The organism is Saccharibacillus sp. O23 (genome assembly GCF_002205895.1).
Taxonomy (GTDB): domain Bacteria; phylum Bacillota; class Bacilli; order Paenibacillales; family Paenibacillaceae; genus Saccharibacillus.
In genome coordinates, this window is the sequence record NZ_NJDE01000008.1 from 172,655 (window position 1) to 188,324 (window position 15,670).

At 59.0% G+C, this 15,670-nt stretch carries 12 protein-coding genes and 1 riboswitch; of the genes, 1 reads left to right on the plus strand and 11 read right to left on the minus strand.

What is annotated here, in order from left to right:
- Window positions 1-21: 21 nt before the first annotated feature.
- The 11 genes from CDO73_RS11120 to CDO73_RS11170 all read right to left on the minus strand — a co-directional run bounded on the left by CDO73_RS11120 (window position 22) and on the right by CDO73_RS11170 (window position 14,417).
- Window positions 22-543, minus strand: a complete 522-nt coding sequence (locus CDO73_RS11120) for a GNAT family N-acetyltransferase (protein WP_088488607.1) — start codon at window positions 541-543, stop codon at window positions 22-24.
- Between the two features lie 211 nt (window positions 544-754).
- Window positions 755-3,208 carry a glycogen/starch/alpha-glucan phosphorylase gene (locus tag CDO73_RS11125; RefSeq protein ID WP_088488608.1) on the minus strand — a complete coding sequence of 818 codons (2,454 nt, stop codon included), beginning with the start codon at window positions 3,206-3,208 and terminating at the stop codon, window positions 755-757.
- A gap of 266 nt (window positions 3,209-3,474) precedes the next feature.
- On the minus strand, window positions 3,475-4,578 hold the full coding sequence (gene glgD / locus CDO73_RS11130) for a glucose-1-phosphate adenylyltransferase subunit GlgD (RefSeq protein WP_088488609.1): 1,104 nt from the start codon (window positions 4,576-4,578) through the stop codon (window positions 3,475-3,477).
- A 196-nt stretch (window positions 4,579-4,774) separates the two neighbouring features.
- A complete protein-coding gene (locus CDO73_RS11135; RefSeq protein WP_088488610.1) occupies window positions 4,775-5,917 on the minus strand; it encodes a glucose-1-phosphate adenylyltransferase in 1,143 nt (380 codons plus the stop codon).
- 431 nt (window positions 5,918-6,348) lie between these two features.
- Window positions 6,349-7,155, minus strand: a complete 807-nt coding sequence (locus tag CDO73_RS11140; RefSeq protein WP_088488611.1) for an energy-coupling factor transporter transmembrane component T family protein — start codon at window positions 7,153-7,155, stop codon at window positions 6,349-6,351.
- The gene (locus CDO73_RS11145) at window positions 7,152-9,152 is read right to left on the minus strand and encodes an ABC transporter ATP-binding protein (protein ID WP_088488612.1); all 2,001 of its coding nucleotides are present in this window, start codon (window positions 9,150-9,152) and stop codon (window positions 7,152-7,154) included. The genes CDO73_RS11140 and CDO73_RS11145 overlap by 4 nt, the downstream gene beginning before the upstream one ends.
- Complete coding sequence (locus CDO73_RS11150; RefSeq protein ID WP_088488613.1) at window positions 9,136-9,747, minus strand: ECF transporter S component; 612 nt, start codon at window positions 9,745-9,747, stop codon at window positions 9,136-9,138. Before CDO73_RS11150 ends, CDO73_RS11145 begins: the two co-directional genes overlap by 17 nt.
- A 187-nt stretch (window positions 9,748-9,934) precedes the next feature.
- Window positions 9,935-10,048, minus strand: a riboswitch (TPP riboswitch).
- A gap of 61 nt (window positions 10,049-10,109) precedes the next feature.
- Window positions 10,110-11,129, minus strand: a complete 1,020-nt coding sequence (locus tag CDO73_RS11155; RefSeq protein ID WP_256972654.1) for an SDR family NAD(P)-dependent oxidoreductase — start codon at window positions 11,127-11,129, stop codon at window positions 10,110-10,112.
- A gap of 590 nt (window positions 11,130-11,719) precedes the next feature.
- Window positions 11,720-12,505, minus strand: a complete 786-nt coding sequence (locus CDO73_RS11160; protein WP_088488615.1) for a helix-turn-helix domain-containing protein — start codon at window positions 12,503-12,505, stop codon at window positions 11,720-11,722.
- Between the two features lie 36 nt (window positions 12,506-12,541).
- Window positions 12,542-13,237, minus strand: coding sequence for a MarR family winged helix-turn-helix transcriptional regulator (locus tag CDO73_RS26745; RefSeq protein ID WP_179218670.1), 696 nt, complete (start codon window positions 13,235-13,237; stop codon window positions 12,542-12,544).
- Between the two features lie 115 nt (window positions 13,238-13,352).
- On the minus strand, window positions 13,353-14,417 hold the full coding sequence (locus tag CDO73_RS11170) for a phosphotransferase enzyme family protein (protein ID WP_179218671.1): 1,065 nt from the start codon (window positions 14,415-14,417) through the stop codon (window positions 13,353-13,355).
- Window positions 14,418-14,624: 207 nt separating this feature from the next.
- Between CDO73_RS11170 and CDO73_RS11175 the strand changes: the two genes are divergently transcribed.
- Window positions 14,625-15,617: a BadF/BadG/BcrA/BcrD ATPase family protein gene (locus tag CDO73_RS11175; protein ID WP_088488617.1), complete on the plus strand. Its 993-nt coding sequence runs from the start codon at window positions 14,625-14,627 to the stop codon at window positions 15,615-15,617.
- Window positions 15,618-15,670 lie beyond the last annotated feature (53 nt).

The window sequence follows — 15,670 nt, forward strand, 5'->3', positions numbered from 1 at the left end:
GGCCGTTTCTCACGCTTCCCTTCAGATATTCAACCGAGCTATGTCGTGCCAACGCAGCGCGATCTCCGTAAAGTCTTCTTCGCCGATGCGAATAGATTTGCGTTCCAATTCCTCGCCTCCGAGTTTACCGTAAAAATGAACGGCCGGATTCTGTTCCAGCACCCACACCATCAACGAGCGATATCCTTTTTCGCGCAGCACGTCCAGCATCCGTCGGAACATTTCCCGGCCGATTCCTTTGCGCTGTTCGCTTTGCAGCAGATATACGGCATACAGCTCCGCTTCGTGCGCATGCCCCGAGTCGCGATCGATGCCGTAATCGAGAAATCCGCAGATCTGCCCCCGATCGTTCTCGGCGACGATGACCCCTTCTCCCGGTTCCGGTTCGCTCAAACGTTTCTCCCACCGATTCCAACGTTCCTCCACGGAAAGCTTGTCGAGGTACGCGTCCGCGATGATGCCTTTGTACGTGGTCTTCCAGCTGTCGACATGAACCTGCGCGATGCCTGCGGCATCTTCGAGCCTGGCAAATCTGATCTTCATCGGGTTCGCTCCTCTACTATGAATGAGGCGGAGGATGATATCCGTACCGCCGATACCGCCAAGATTAAGGTACGAGAATATAGGATTCGGCGCGCCTTGCTTAATTCCTGCTGTTTATCCCCCGTCAATATCAAGTTTTTTCCATAAGCAAAAAGAGCCGCTCCTGAAGGAGCGGCTCTCTGGGTCCGGCAGAAAGAAAAAATTCAGAAGCTTAACGCGTTCCGTGCACGCCTTCGCGGCTGAAGATCGGCTTGATGCCCCAGATCTCCGTCGCGTATTCGTTGATCGTGCGGTCGCCGGCAAAACGTCCCGACTTCGCGATGTTGATGATCGACTTTCTCGCCCATTCTTTGGAATTGCGATAGTCCATGCCGATCCGTTCCTGCGTATCCGCGTAGCCGGCAAAATCGCGCAGCACGAAATATTCGTCATTGTGGCTCAGCAGCGAGTGATAGATCGGATCGAACGATTGACCGTACTGGCAGAAAGGTCCCGGATAGATCAGTTGATCCAGAACGCGCTTCACGCGTTCGTCTTCGTGATAGATCGCTTGGGCGGAATAGCCGCCTTCGCGGTAATATTTCTCGACTTCTTCCACGCGCAGCCCGAACAGGTACATCGCTTCGTCGCCGAGCGATTCGTACATCTCGACGTTGGCTCCGTCGAGCGTTCCGACGGTGACGGCTCCGTTCATCATCAACTTCATGTTGCCCGTGCCGGAAGCTTCTTTGCCCGCGGTCGAGATCTGCTCGCTGACGTCGGCTGCCGGAATGATCTTCTCGGCAAGCGACACCGAGTAGTTCTCCAAGAAGAAGACGTTCAACAGATCTTTGGTCTGCGGATCGTTATTGACCGTATTGGCGATATTGTTGATCAGCTTGATGATCTGCTTCGCCATGTAATAGCCCGGAGCGGCTTTGGCGCCGAAGATGAACGTTCGCGGCGTCAAGTCGAGCGTCGGGTTATCTTTGATGCGGTTGTAGAGGTCCATGATATGCAGCGCGTTCAGCAGTTGGCGTTTGTAAGCGTGCAGACGTTTGACTTGAACATCGAAGATCGAATTCGTATCGACCGTCACGCCGTGTTTCTTATAAATGTAAGAAGCCAAACGTTCTTTGTTCGTGTGCTTCACGCTGCGGATCTTGTCTTGGAACACGGCGTCGTCGGCATGAGCCAACAGATCGTTCAAGCGATCCGGCCGCGTTTTCCAATCGGAACCGATCGCGCCTTCGATCACTTCCGCCAGCGACGGATTGGCGTGCATCAGCCAGCGGCGGTGCGTGATCCCGTTCGTTTTGTTGTTAAAACGTTCCGGGTACAGCTCGTAGAAGTCTTTCATCTCGCGTTTCTTCAAAATGTCCGTATGCAGCGCGGCTACGCCGTTGATGCTGTGGCTGCCGTGAATCGCCAAGTGGGCCATCTTGACCTGACCGTCGGCGATGATCGCCATGCGGGACACGCGGTCCTGTTCGCCGGGATATTCTTCGAGCAGCGAGGCGCAGAAACGCCGGTTCATCTCTTCGATGATCATGTACACGCGCGGCAGAAGCTCGCGAACCATTTGCTCCGGCCAAGTCTCCAGCGCTTCGCTCAGGATCGTGTGGTTGGTGTAAGAGACGACGCTCGTTACGATCTCCCACGCTTCGTCCCAACCGAATTCCTTTTCGTCCATCAGGATACGCATCAATTCCGGAATCGCGAGAGTCGGGTGCGTGTCGTTGATATGAATCGCGACTTTTTCGGCCAGACGATCGTAAGGCAAACGAAGCTTATCGAACGTCCGAAGGATACTTTGCACGCCGGCCGAACACAGGAAATATTCCTGCTTCAAGCGCAGCAGCTTGCCCGCATATTCCGAATCGTCCGGGTAGAGGAATTCGGAGACCGTCTCGACCGAACGTTTATAGTCGAGGAAGTTGTAATAGTTGCCGCTCGGGCTTCCGAAACCTCGCGTCGGATCGGCTGCCGATTCCGCGCTCCACAGACGCAGCGTATTGACGGCCGAATTCTCGTATCCTACGACCGGAACGTCATAAGGCACCGCCCAGACATCTTCGCCGTTCTTGGTCTCGAACACTTCTTTGCCGTCCACTTCTCTCATCTCGACGTTGCCCCAGAAGCGGACGTTCACTCTTTTGTCGCTGCGGCGCACTTCCCAGACGTTGCCTTTTTGCAGCCAGTAATCCGGAAGCTCGACTTGGTGGCCGTCGATGATCTTCTGTTCGAACAACCCGTATTTGTAGCGGATGCCGTTGCCGTGACCCGCGTAACCGAGCGAAGCGAGAGAATCGAGGAAACAAGCCGCCAGACGGCCGAGACCTCCGTTGCCGAGTCCCGCGTCGGCTTCTTGCTCTTCGATGTCTTCCAGATCCCAGCCCAGTTCGCCGAGACCTTCGCGTACCGTTTGCAGCACGCCCAGATTCAGCAGGTTGTTGCCGAGCAGGCGGCCGATCAAGAACTCCATCGAGAAATAATAAACCTGACGTTGACCGTGCTCCAGATAAGTCCGGTTCGTCGCGGCCCAGTTCTGGCCGATCTGTTCCCGAACCATGCTGCCGAGCGCGGCATAGATATCGTCTTCCGTCACCTCATGTATTTGGCGTCCGGTCTTGCCGATCAGGCGCTGTTTGAATTCGTTTTTGAAATTCTCTTTATTGGAAAACATGGGTAAGCCCCTTTCCCGTTTCGCCGAATCCGAGCTCCGGCGGCGGACGAATAAAGTAAAGTATGGTTTTGTTGAAACGACTCAACCGTCGGGGTATCGCTAAAGATTATATCAGCTTATAAAAAAGCCTTCCACAACCGGATTCGAAAAGAATCCGGCTCAGAAGACCTGCGGTTTAATTATATATCGACCAATTCGGTACTTTTTTATAGACGAGTCTTACGAATTTTGTCGATTTTTTACAGTTGGCGCACGTTAAGACCGGGCTACAACGTGCTGCGTTTCGCGATCACGAACGGACGGCGAGGATCTCCCACCAACGTGCGGTTCTCGGTCAACTGCACGTCTTTGTCCAGAATGACGTTCTCGACGATCGCTCCCGCTTCGATCACGCATTTCTGCATGATGATCGAATTGATGACTTTTGCTCCTTTTTCGACTTTGACGCCGCGGAACAGAACGCTTCCTTCCACTTCTCCGGCAATGCGGCAGCCGTTCGCCACAAGCGAATTGCTGACTTTCGCGCCTTCGAGGTATTTGGTCGGAGCTTCGTATTTGATCTTGGTGTGCACCGGCATATCGGGCGAGAAGAGCTGTTTGTATTTTTCCGGCTCGAGCAGTTCGAGGCTGTTCTTGTAGTAGCTCTCGATCGAGTTGATGACCGCATGATAGCCTTTGTATTCGTAGGCCGCGATCTTCAAGCCGTTCGGATTCTTCAAGATGGCGTCGCGGAAGAAATAACTGTCGCCGTGCGCGATGCAGTATTCCATCTGCTGCAAGAACAGATTCTTTTCCATGATGAACAGTTCGATGTAGAGGTTATGGTTGCCTTTTTCATGATGAATGCCGCTGACGAAGCCTTCTTCGTCGATATCGACGCGGAAGCAAGGCTCGTGTTCCGGCGAAAATTCGTCCACGCGTTTGTATACGACGGTGACGTCCGCGCCTTTGGCTTTGTGATACTCGCCCAATTCGCAGAAATCGACCTTCGACAAATGCTGGCTGCCGGAATGCACCACGTATTCGCCGCTGCTGCGCGCGAAGAAGTCGCGGTTGTTGTGCATATGCTGAAGATCGCCCGCGGAAATGTCGGTCGGATCGTTCCAGTCCGGCGGAAGGATGAACAGCCCGCCGCGTTTGCGGTTCAGATCCCACGGGCCGCCTTCGCCCAGATGGTCGAGCAGCGAACGGTATTTGCGCCGTACGAACAGCGCGATGTCCTGCACGCCCGCGCTCATCATGTTGGACAGCGCGAAGTCGATCAGCCGGTAACGTCCGGCAAAAGGAACGGCCGCTCCCGCGCGGAAGTAAGTCAGTTCGTTTAACTGGTCCAGCTCGTGATCCAAGTTGATTACACCCATGAGTTTCATGGTTCCACCGTCCCTTTTAGGCTTTCTTTGGGTTTCGGCTTTTTGAGAATCCTATTCGTTAAGGAAGCGTGAGGGCTTCGTCAAGAACGGGAAATTCTCAAAAATCCGCAACATGTATCGTGATTAATTATTTTTGAATTTAGGGCGAATCGCCGTCTTTATCGGCGATTGAGTCATGCCGCTGACTCGGGTCTCGTCAGAACGGCGAATCGCCGTTAATAAGCAGGATCTCGCTGTCGTCTTCGCGGTCGGCGCCGATCACGGTGCCGTCGGGAATCACTTTGCCTTGATCGACGATCGCGCGGTGAATCCGCACGTTCTTGCCGATCTTGACTTCCGGCATGATGACCGATTCGGAGATGACGCTGCCTTCGCCGACTTCGACGCCGTAGAACAATACGGAACGGTCGACTTCGCCGTACACGGTGCAGCCTTCGTTGACCATGCACTGATGCACTTTGGCCTGCGGAGCGACGTATTGAGCCGGCTCGTTCGGGTTGCGCGTATATATTCTCCAGTTCGGATCGTTCAAATCGAGCTCGGGCTCGTCTTTGAGCAGGTCCATGTTCGCTTCCCACAGGCTCGGGATCGTGCCTACGTCGCGCCAGTATCCTTCGAACGGATACGCGTAGAGCGACAGGCCGTCGGCCAGCATCTTCGGCACGATGTCTTTGCCGAAGTCGTGGTCGGACTCGCCGTCCGGTTTGTCGATGTCTTCCACCAAATACTTGCGCAGCAGATCCCATTTGAAGATATAGACGCCCATCGAAGCGAGCGTGCTCTTCGGATGTTTCGGTTTCTCGTCGAACTCGTAGATCTTCAGGTCTTCGTGCGTGTTGATCATGCCGAAGCTGGAAGCTTCTTCGAGCGTGACGTTGATGACCGAGATCGTGCAATCCGCGCCTTTTTCTTTATGGTAATCCAGCAATTTATTGTAATCCATCTTGTATACGTGGTCGCCCGACAGCACCAACAGATGCTCGGGATCGTATTGATCGATAAATTTCAGGTTCCGCGAGATGGCGTCCGCCGTTCCCCGGTACCAGCTGCTTCCGTCTTCCCGTTCGTGCGGCGGCAGTACGAATACGCCTCCGCTCTTGCGGTCCATATCCCAGTCGCTGCCTACGCCTATGTAAGAATGCAATACGAGAGGCTCGTACTGAGTCAGCACGCCGACCGTGTCGATGCCCGAGTTCGTGCAGTTGCTAAGCGGGAAATCGATGATCCGGTAAGTTCCTCCGAAATATACGGCGGGCTTTGCCAACGATTTCGTCAACCCTTTTAATCTCTTCCCCTGTCCGCCGGCCAACAACATGGCGATCATTTCTTTTTTCTTCATTTCAGACGAACCTCCTCGACGATATATACGGGTTGCCCGCAGCGGAACACGTTTTTCCGGAACGCAAGTGACCGAAAACGGGACTGTTGCGACTTGCCAGAAACGTAAAACCGGGAATACGCACAAGCGAGACAGGACAAAACCACATAACATGATTAACCCCGGCAGAAGGTTTGGAATCTTGATTTGCCGGGAAATTCGAAAGAAAAGCGAGAATTTGAAGCGTTGGAAACCGTGCAAACGATTGAACTTGCAAAAGACTGCAAAAACGCCGATCGCTTATTATCCATAATACCATGTGCTGGAAAAAACAAAAGAATTAAGTGCATGCATTTTCAAAAATCTCACAATTTTTCATCGAAAACGATTAAGAGTACGATACTTTAAACAAGCCGCTTTGCAGCTGATCAAAACCAAACGAAAAACGAGCCTCAAAGGCCCGTTCTCATGTCTCCCAGTCCGAAAACGGGCAGCGTGCCCGCCAGCCAAAAAGCGGCAGCAGCCGCAGCGGCGAGCAGGAGCCACGCGGCGGCATCGGCAGCGGTGACCGGCGAAGAATAATAATACGTGCGCCGGCTCCGCGCGTCGAAACGCTTGACCTCCATCGCGGCCGCCGTTCGTTGAGCGCGGCGGATGCTCTGGGCGAGCAGAGGCAGCGCGTAACGCTCCGGCAGGCGCAGCAGCGCGCCGAAAGGCGTAAAGCCGCCGCCTCCGCGCACCGCCAGAGCATCCCGCCGAACGCGCAGTTCTTCCACGGTCATCGGCAGCAGCCGAATCGAGGCCATGAAGCTGTACGCGTATTTGGGACCGAGTTTAAAACGCTGCATCAGGGCATAAAACAAACCGGTCGACGTCGTCGTCAGCACGAACAGCAGTCCTTGACAGCCGAAAGCGATCGAACGGAAACCCAGATGCAGCCCGCGGTAGAAGCTTTCTTTGGAAATCGCGATCGGTCCGAACGTCCACCAGATCTCGCTGCCTTTGCCGAACAGGATCATGGTCAGCGAAGCGGAAGCGAAAGCCAGCGCGAACCCCGAGACGAGCAGCGCCGTTTTCCAGAGCGGGTATCCCGAAGCGGCGAACAGCAGCAGCAAAAATACGCAGGCCAGATAAAACGAAGCGTCGATCGTGTGCGTCAGCATGGTCAGGATAAACAGTCCGACGAACAGCGTAAGCTTCAAAGCCGGATTGGCCCGATGCAGCGCGGTACGCCTTGCGGGCGCGAAAAATCCGTTCATCTTGCCGTCGCCTCCTCTCTGAGCCGTATGCCGTCCGAACGCGAACGCCCGGTCGGACTCGCCGACTTCAATCGGCCGTCTTCGATCTGCCAGACCTGCGTCGCGAGCAGCTCGGCGATCTCCGGCTCGTGCGTGATCATCAAGATCGCATGTCCCGCCGCCCGCAGTTCGTCGCACAGCCGCAGCATCGCGAACGCGTTCCGCGCGTCTTGTCCGAAAGTCGGCTCGTCGAGCAGCAGCAGCGGCTTATTCGTGACTACGGACGAAGCGACGCTCAGACGGCGCTTCTGGCCGAGCGACAGCAGATAAGGATGGCGGTCTTCGTAACCGCCGAGACCGAACCGCGCCAGACAGTCCGCCGCGCGCCGAGCGATCTCCGGCTCGGCCTGCGCGGCAAGGCGGGCACGGCGACGTTTCTCCCGCGGAGACCAGCGGGCCAGCAGGCGGGCGGCTGCTCCCCGCCGCCCGGAGTCTTCGCCGGCCTGCGCAGCGGCGGCCGCTTCGCCGCGAAGCGTAAAAGCGACTTCGTCCAGCACCCGGTCCGTCACGAACTGGAACTCGGGGTTCTGAAACACGAAGGCGGCGTGCTTCGCCGCCGCCTGGCGTTCTTCCCGGCGGCCGGCCGGATCGTCCGTGCCGAACCGGCATTCGCCCTGCCGGGGCAGCAGCCCCATCAGCCCGAGCAGGAGCGAGCTCTTCCCGGCCCCGTTCGGGCCGGTCAGCGCGATCAGGTCGCCGGGCATGACGGCGGCCCGATCCACCGCGCAGACCGCCCTGCCGCCGCGCAGCACGCGGAAGTTCTCGAGCCGCAGCAGCGGCTCGGAGAAGGCGCCGCGAGCGACGGGCGGCTGCTTCGAAGCGCGGTTCGCCGGATGCGGCTTCTCCGAGACCGCCGCGTTTTCTGACGTGCCGTGCGGAGCCGCGCTTGCCGGGCACGAGGCCGCCGAAGCGGCGGCGCCGGCCGGAAGCTCCGGCGCGCCCGCAGCCTCCGGCCGCGCGGCATCGCCGCGGCCGACGGCGAGGGCGTCTTCCCACGCCCCCGGATACCAGATGCCGTATTCGCGCAGCTCCGCGCGATAAAGGCGAAACACCTCGGCCGCCGGGCCGTCGGCAAGCACGCTTCCGTCGCCGCGGAACACGATGACCCGGTCCATCCAATCCAGCACTTCGTCGATCCGATGCTCGACCACGATGACCGTGCGCTGCTCCGAGACGCGGCGCACCGCCGCCCAGATCGCGCGGCGTCCTTCCGGGTCGAGCAGCGCGGACGGCTCGTCGAGCAGCAGCGTGTCCGGTTCGAGCAGCAGCACCGAAGCCAGCGCGAGCCGCTGTTTCATGCCCTGCGACAGCGAACCGATCGGCATATGGATATCCGGCAGATGCAGGCCGACTTCGAGCAGCGCCGCTTCGATGCGCGCACGCATGTCTTCGCGCGGCACGGCCAGATTCTCCAAAACGAAAGCCAGTTCTTCGTCCACGTAAGGCATGCAGAACTGCGTATCCGGATCTTGGAAGACCATGCCCGCCGAATCCGGCACTTTCAAACGATCGGCTTTGAGCGGGACTTCCGTCACGCGCGGAATGACGCCGCCCAATACCTGAAGCAGCGTCGATTTGCCGCAGCCGCTCGGTCCGAGCAGCAGCACTTTCTCGCCCTGCCGGATCGACAGCGACAGATCGCGGAACAGCAGATCGGGGACGCCGGGAAATTTCAGACGCAGCCCGGCGACTTCGGCCGCGGCGTCATGCGTCGTCCGTTCCGCCGGTTCGGCCGTTCGGACGTGCAGCTTCGGCTGCCGACGCTCTCCGGTTTCGGCCGGAACCTCGAGCCGCTTCGCTTCTTCCCCGGCATGCAGCGCGGACTCGGCCGCCGCCGTCGCTTCGATCCGCCGGATCTCCGACGCTTCGCCGACCGCCTCCGCTACGCTCGGGCCCGAAAGCGCGCTCCCTGCCGCTTCCTCCGGCTTCGGCCGCTTCGTCTCAGCGATCCAGCGCATCGTATTCTTTGCGCTCCACCGGACGCAGCGACTGGGCGACGCCCGCCCGCTCCAGCAGCTTCGCGAGTCCGTACATCAAGTAACCGGCGATGACGAACGAACTGATCGCCCGCAGCGAATATTTGAGCACGATCACCCAAGTCGCGTATTCCGCGACATAGCCGTAATAGATATCCGCCAGCAGCGAAGCGGCCGCAGCCGCGACTCCGGCCAATCCGGCGACCCAAGCGCTGCCGTTCTTGTAACGGAATCCCGCGAAGACCAGCTCCGCCGCGAGGCCCTGCACCACGCTGTACAGCAGAAGCTGCACGCCGTAGGCGCTGCCGAACGCGATCTCCAGATGCGCCGCGGCGATCTCGGCGATCAAGGCGACGCCCGGTTTGCGGATCAGCAGGAACGCCAGCGTCGAAGCGGCGAACCACATGCCGTAGACCAATTCGTTGGATTGGACGAACAGCAGTCCGGCCACGTCCGATACCGCCGCCCAGACATGATAGACGACGCCGAGCACCAGCGACAGCACCACCGTCACCAACACGTCCGTCAACGTCAATCCTTTGCGGCGACCCGCCGCTTGCGCAATCTTTGTACCCATTTTCATTTCCCCGCTTTACGAAAGTGTAGCTATGCGGATGCCCGGTTTCGCCGACGGCGATCAGGCAGGCATCCGGTAAGCCCATTTTCTGCGCTAACGACGAAGGTTCGTTCGACATTCGGCGCCGTACATGCAAAAAGGCGGCTTTCCGGCATAAAAATGCGCAGAAAGCCGCCTGATCGAACATTCACGGACGGTTACGAATTCTCTACGCTGGCATGACCCAGATCAGATTAACGGTCAGAAGCGGCAATCGGCTTCAATCTCAGCCCGGCTCTCCCGGACCCCCGTATCGTTATGCAGTTGCTTTTTACCATACCCAATTTTGCGCGGACAAGCAATAACGAATTTGCGATTTCGGTTTACCTCTTCATTCCCCGGTGCAAGATCCGCAGCATGATGTTCTGCACCAAGCGGAACGGCAGCCGTTTCTTCATCGCCACCAGCAGCGCCGCTCCGCGCGGGATCACGTAACGGAATCGGCCCCGGCCTTTGCGGCCGAGCGCCAGCTCGACCGCCAGCTTCGCCACGTCGCGCGGGTCTCCTCCGCCTTCCGCGCTGGCGCGCGACATGTCGAGCATGCGCTCCAACGCCGCTTCGTTCGGCGAATTTTCCGCGCGGCGGATACCGGCGAAGCCTTTTTCCCAGATGTCCGTCTTGTACGAAGCCGGTTCGAGCACGTACGTGCGGATGCCGTACGGAGCCGTCTCCAGCGCCAGCGATTCGCTGAATCCTTCGACCGCGAACTTCGACGAAACGTAAGGACCGTAGCCCGGAAGCCCGATCGCTCCGCTGACGCTGCTCATCTGCAAGATGCAGCCGCTTCGCGCTTCGCGCATATAAGGCAGCACCGCGCCGGTCACGGCGATCAGGCCGAACACGTTCACCGCGAACTGGTCGCGCCAAGCTTCCATCGGAAGGTCGCCGATGAACCCTCCCGTCGCCATCCCCGCGTTATTGACGAGAATATCGATCCGCCCGAACGTCTCGGCAACCTGCCGTACCGCTTCGGCGGCGCGTGCATCGTCCCGGACGTCGAGGGCGATCGGACGGATCAACCCCGAGACCGCGCCCGTGCCGAGAGGAGCAAGCTCCCGCGAGTACGCCGGCCGGCCGCCGTCTTCTTCGCGACCCGCAGCCGACCGGCCTGCCGCTTCGGACGAGATCCGCGCGGCCCGATCCGCTTCTTCCGCCGCCGCAAACAGTTTCTCCGCTTTTTCCGGATTTCTCATGGCCGCCGCGACGATCACGCCCGCTCGCGCCAGCTCCAGGCAAATATGCAGACCGAAACCGCTCGACGTGCCGGTGACGATCGCGACCTGCCTGTTTTCCCGAATCGGCGCCGCCGCCTTTTCCCGCATTCGATCTTCGTTGACTTGCATCCCGTTTCCCTCCCGTATCCGCCGGCAATGCCGGATCGCTGCCTTCATTGTAGCAGGCGGAAGCTCGCCATGCCCGGAGATTCGGCCCGGAACGCCGAAAAGGCCTTCCCGGCGAGAGATTCGCCGGCGGAAGGCCTTCGGGTAAAAACTTCGGGATCGAAACGTTGATGTTGATACCGATTATGTACAATCCCGAGAAGTGCTAAAGACTTTCGCAGAAAGTCACTTCGTAAGCATACGCTAAAGACTTTCGCAGAAAGTCGCTTCGTAAGGAAAAACTATATGGTCGTTCATGGATTGGCGTTAGGTTAGAACCACATTTCGCTCTGCTCGGCGGCTTTGAACCGGCGCAGACGGTTGCGGAAAATGGCACTGCCCCCGGCGCGCCCCGCGCTGCTGCGAACTCGACGTCTGATCAGCATAATCGCTCCTCCTTCCTCATCCCGGCGCTCTGGCGTCTCGCGGATGAAAGCTAAGCGGTTATTACCCCCGAGCATCCGTTCTCAAACAGACGGGCAGGCAGAAAGTTCAAATTTGAACAACCGAGTCAAGCCGCGCGATCGCTCAGGCGCACGACGTCTTCGAACCGCTCAGCGAATCTCCGACGGGCTTTTGCCGGTGTACTGCTTGAATTGGCGGCTGAAAAAGAAGATGTCCCGATATCCGAGCGCTTCGGCGACTTCCGTCACGTTCATCCCCGCATGCCCGAGCAGATGCTGCGCCCGTTCGATCCGCATGCGGATGATGTACGACTGCACGGAAGCCCCGACCAGTTCTTTGAATTTGGCGGAAAAATATCTCGGAGACAGTCCCGCTCGCGCCGCCAGATCTTCGACCCGGTGAGCGAGGCTCGGATGCTGACGGACGTAATTCGCCGCTTCGTGCACGACTTCGTACAGATGATTGCTGCCCCGGCGTTCCGACGGTTCTTCGCGGTCGCCGCGCATGAGATGGATCATCATCTGCTTGAGCAGCAGCTTGGCTTCTTCTTCCGCGCCGTAAGCGTCGCTCAGGAACAGACGCACGTAACGCGAGAGCATGTATTCGAAATCGACCGTCTCCCGCAGCGCGCGGTAAGCTTCCGGAATCTCGTACGTCTGGGCTTCGATATTGAAATGGATATAAGTCAGCACCAGCGGCTTCTGCGGATTATGCGTCGCGCTGGTATGGTCGCCCGGCCGGAACAGGAAACAGCTTCCTTTGCCGATCTCGTGCGGTCGGTCGTTCAGCATCAATTGCCCTTCTCCGCTCCATACGTAAAACAGGTCGTAGTTCTGGAGCGGCTGCTCGCGTTTTTGCCATTTCCAGCCCGGCTCGCAGGCGATCTTGGCGACGTAAGGCGTCAGAATAAATGAGGATGGCGGCACGTTAAGCAACGGCACCCGCTCCTTTCGTTATATGAAATCGTTCGTTCAATCGTTTTCGGGATCGGGGCGAGTCGAGCGCCGCGCGTCTTGTTCCGCCGTCTCTTCGTAGGTCCACAGCGACACTTCTTCGCCTTCCCGAACGTTTCCGTAAAGCGAAGCTTCGCCGGTTGGCGCCGGTCCCGCCGACGGATCTTCCGCCGAAGACGGCTCGGTTTCTGCCAACGTCTCGCGGTCCGCAGCGGCTTCTTCGGCCGAATCCGCCGCGATCAGCCGGTCGTAATACTCGTGGATGTAAGGACGGCGGCCGCCTTTTTGCACGAACCGCCAGTCTTTCTCCACGTTGATCCGTACCCGGTACAACATATCGAGCAGCTGCGCCGTTTCTTCGGGCGACAGTCCGCGCAGGGAAGACTTGTCGGCGTACTCGCCTTCGTTTCGGATAAACAGATAAGCGGATTTGCCTTGCTCGGTCGGGTAGACCCGTTTGTCTTTGCGGAGATCGGGCGCTTCGCGCTGAGCGACCAAGCCGTCGTCTTCCAACTTCTTCAGCGCCCGCGCGGCGGCGGCCCGTTTGACCTTGAGCCGGTCCGGGACGCTGCCCGCCGGTTCGCCGGGGTTCTCGCAAACGAAGGTCAGATACAGATGCAGACCGCGCGACAGTCTCAGATGCTTGAATTCGACGCTGCTGATCTCTTCGGAACAGCGGGCGATCGCTTCGATCTCCCGAAGCACTTCTTTCATGCTCCCGACCTCCTTCCCGCCGCAAAGACGGATGATGTGTTATCGGCCAAACATTCATTCCCATTATATCAGAAAGACGGGGCGGGCATGCAACGGGGGGCGGCAGACGGATCGCTTACCTTTCGAAAAGGGGCCGCTCTTGCGCGGCTGTCGGTTCTTCGAACAAAAAACCGTAATTCCGTTCGAGCAGCTCGATCGTTTCTTCCGCGAAACGAACGGCCGCTTCCGTTCCGTTTGCTTGAATCCCGCTGCGTCCTCTCGCGACCCGATCGAAACGAAAAGGCGCGACGATCCTTAACAGCGTCTCGAGCACCTGCCGTTCTTCCGGATTCAACGGGCGAACGGCCGAATAAGCGCGATAGAACGCGATCATCGCGCCGTCCGCCACTATCCCGTCGGGGCGGTAAGCCGCGTAATAAGCCATCAACGCGGCCAACTCGCCGACCAAAACTTCGTCCCCGGCGATATTCAAATCGAATACGCCCGCAATCTCTCCGTTTGCGCCGCGCGTCAGGTTATACGGACATAAGTCGCCTTGCACGGCGGCCTGCGGCAGCGTCGGCCAGGCCTCTTCGGCCTCGGCGCGCAGCGTCTCGTACGATGTTCGAACGAGAACCCGAAGCGCCTCGGGGCAGCCACCTTGCGCCAATGCGCGTTCCGCCGCATCGAAACTGTCCGCGTTCTCGTCATAATCGCCCAACTCTTGCGTTGCGCGGCTGCCGAACAAACTCCAACTCGTCCCGTGTCCGAACCGAATGCCGCTGCGTAGGCTTGCCGTATGCAGGCGGCCCGCCAACTCGCCGATTCGTGCGATGTCCCGCGCGTCGCGGCAGACGAATTCCGTTCCGGGCGCGAACCGTTCCGCCGTCGTCAACCAGCGCCGCCGTCCGTCGCGGAGAAAAGCGAAATAACGGCCGTCCCGGCCGCGAATCCGCTCCATGACCGGCAGGCCTTCCCGCGCCATCGCGGCCGCCCAGTTTCCTTGACGCTCCAGCTCCTCTTCGTTCAAATGCAGAAATCCTTCTCGGCCGGAAGCTTCCACGCCTTTGAGCACGAAATCGCCTTGCACGGCGGCGACCCGAACGACGGGATCTCCCGTTCCCCTGAGCTGGCGGGCCGGTTCGGTCGGCTCCAATCCGTAACATTCGGCGGCATGCGCCGTCCAAACTGATAGATTCATGTCGATCTCCTTTGTCGGTCCGCAGAATTCGCTTCGATCCGCGACCCCGATCGTTTTTAACCGGATGTTACTCATTATAAAATAAAAAAGGCAGGCCGACGCAAAATCTCGTTTCTCCCGAACCCGGACGTTTGCTCCCGAAAGATCAAGCGGTTACAATTCGAATCATTAGAGCGTATATTCATCCATTTTACGAGGAGGCTATCCATGCTGGAAAAAATCAATGCGGATTCCGTCGTCGCGGGCGTCGATATGGGCGGCACCAACGTGCGGATCATGATCGCCGACCTCGCGGGCGAAGTCAAAGCTTATATCAAGACCGAAACGGATCTGCTTCCCAAACAGCGTACCGACACGACGCCGCTTATCGTCCTGATGCGCGAAGCGCTGCATCAAGCCGGCTGCATGCCGGACCAAGTCGCTTTTCTCGCCGCGGGAATCGCGGGATTGGACAGCAGCGACGATCAAGATTGGGCCGACCGGCTGGCTTCCGGTTTCGGGCTGAACTGCCCGAGCCGGGCCGTCAACGACGCGATCATCGCGCATCGCGGCGCGCTGGCGGGCGCGCCCGGCATTCTGGTCGCTTCCGGCACCGGCTCGATCCTGCTGGCGCATACGGAACGCGGCCAATGGCTGCGGAATTACGATTTCGGCCATTACGCGGCCAGCGGCGCGCGTTTTCTCGGCTATCAGGCGGTCTACGACGTGCTGGCGGGGCGCGAAAGCCCCGGCGACGGCGTGCTGGTGCGCGATATGCTGCGCTTCTTCCGCCAGCCGAACCTGCGCGATCTGGCCGAAGCCGCCAGCCGCAGCTTCGGACTGGACCGCGCGCGGCGGGATCGGCTGTTCGGCCTCTTCGCGTCGATCGTGACGCGCGAAGCGTCGGCGGGTTCTCCGATCGCCGTTCGCGTCTGCGACGATGCGCTGCGCCAGATCGGCGTCGGCGCGGACATGCTCGCCGCGTTCCTCGACGGACCGGATATTCCGCTGTCGAAGACGGGCAGCGTCGCGGGCAGCGAGTATTTCTCGGACGGCCTGGAATCGATGGTCTGCGCGCAGCCGGGACGCCGGTTCGTCTGGACGGAGCCGCGTCTGATTCCGGCCGCCGGAGCGGTATTGATCGCGTTCGAGACGCTGGGGCTGTCTTTCGGCGAGAGCATGGCCGACGCGCTGGCCAACAGTCCGCACGCGCTGATCTGAACGAATTCGCGTCCGAGATGCAACTCTTTCGTTTCGCGCGAGGTCTATTGGGC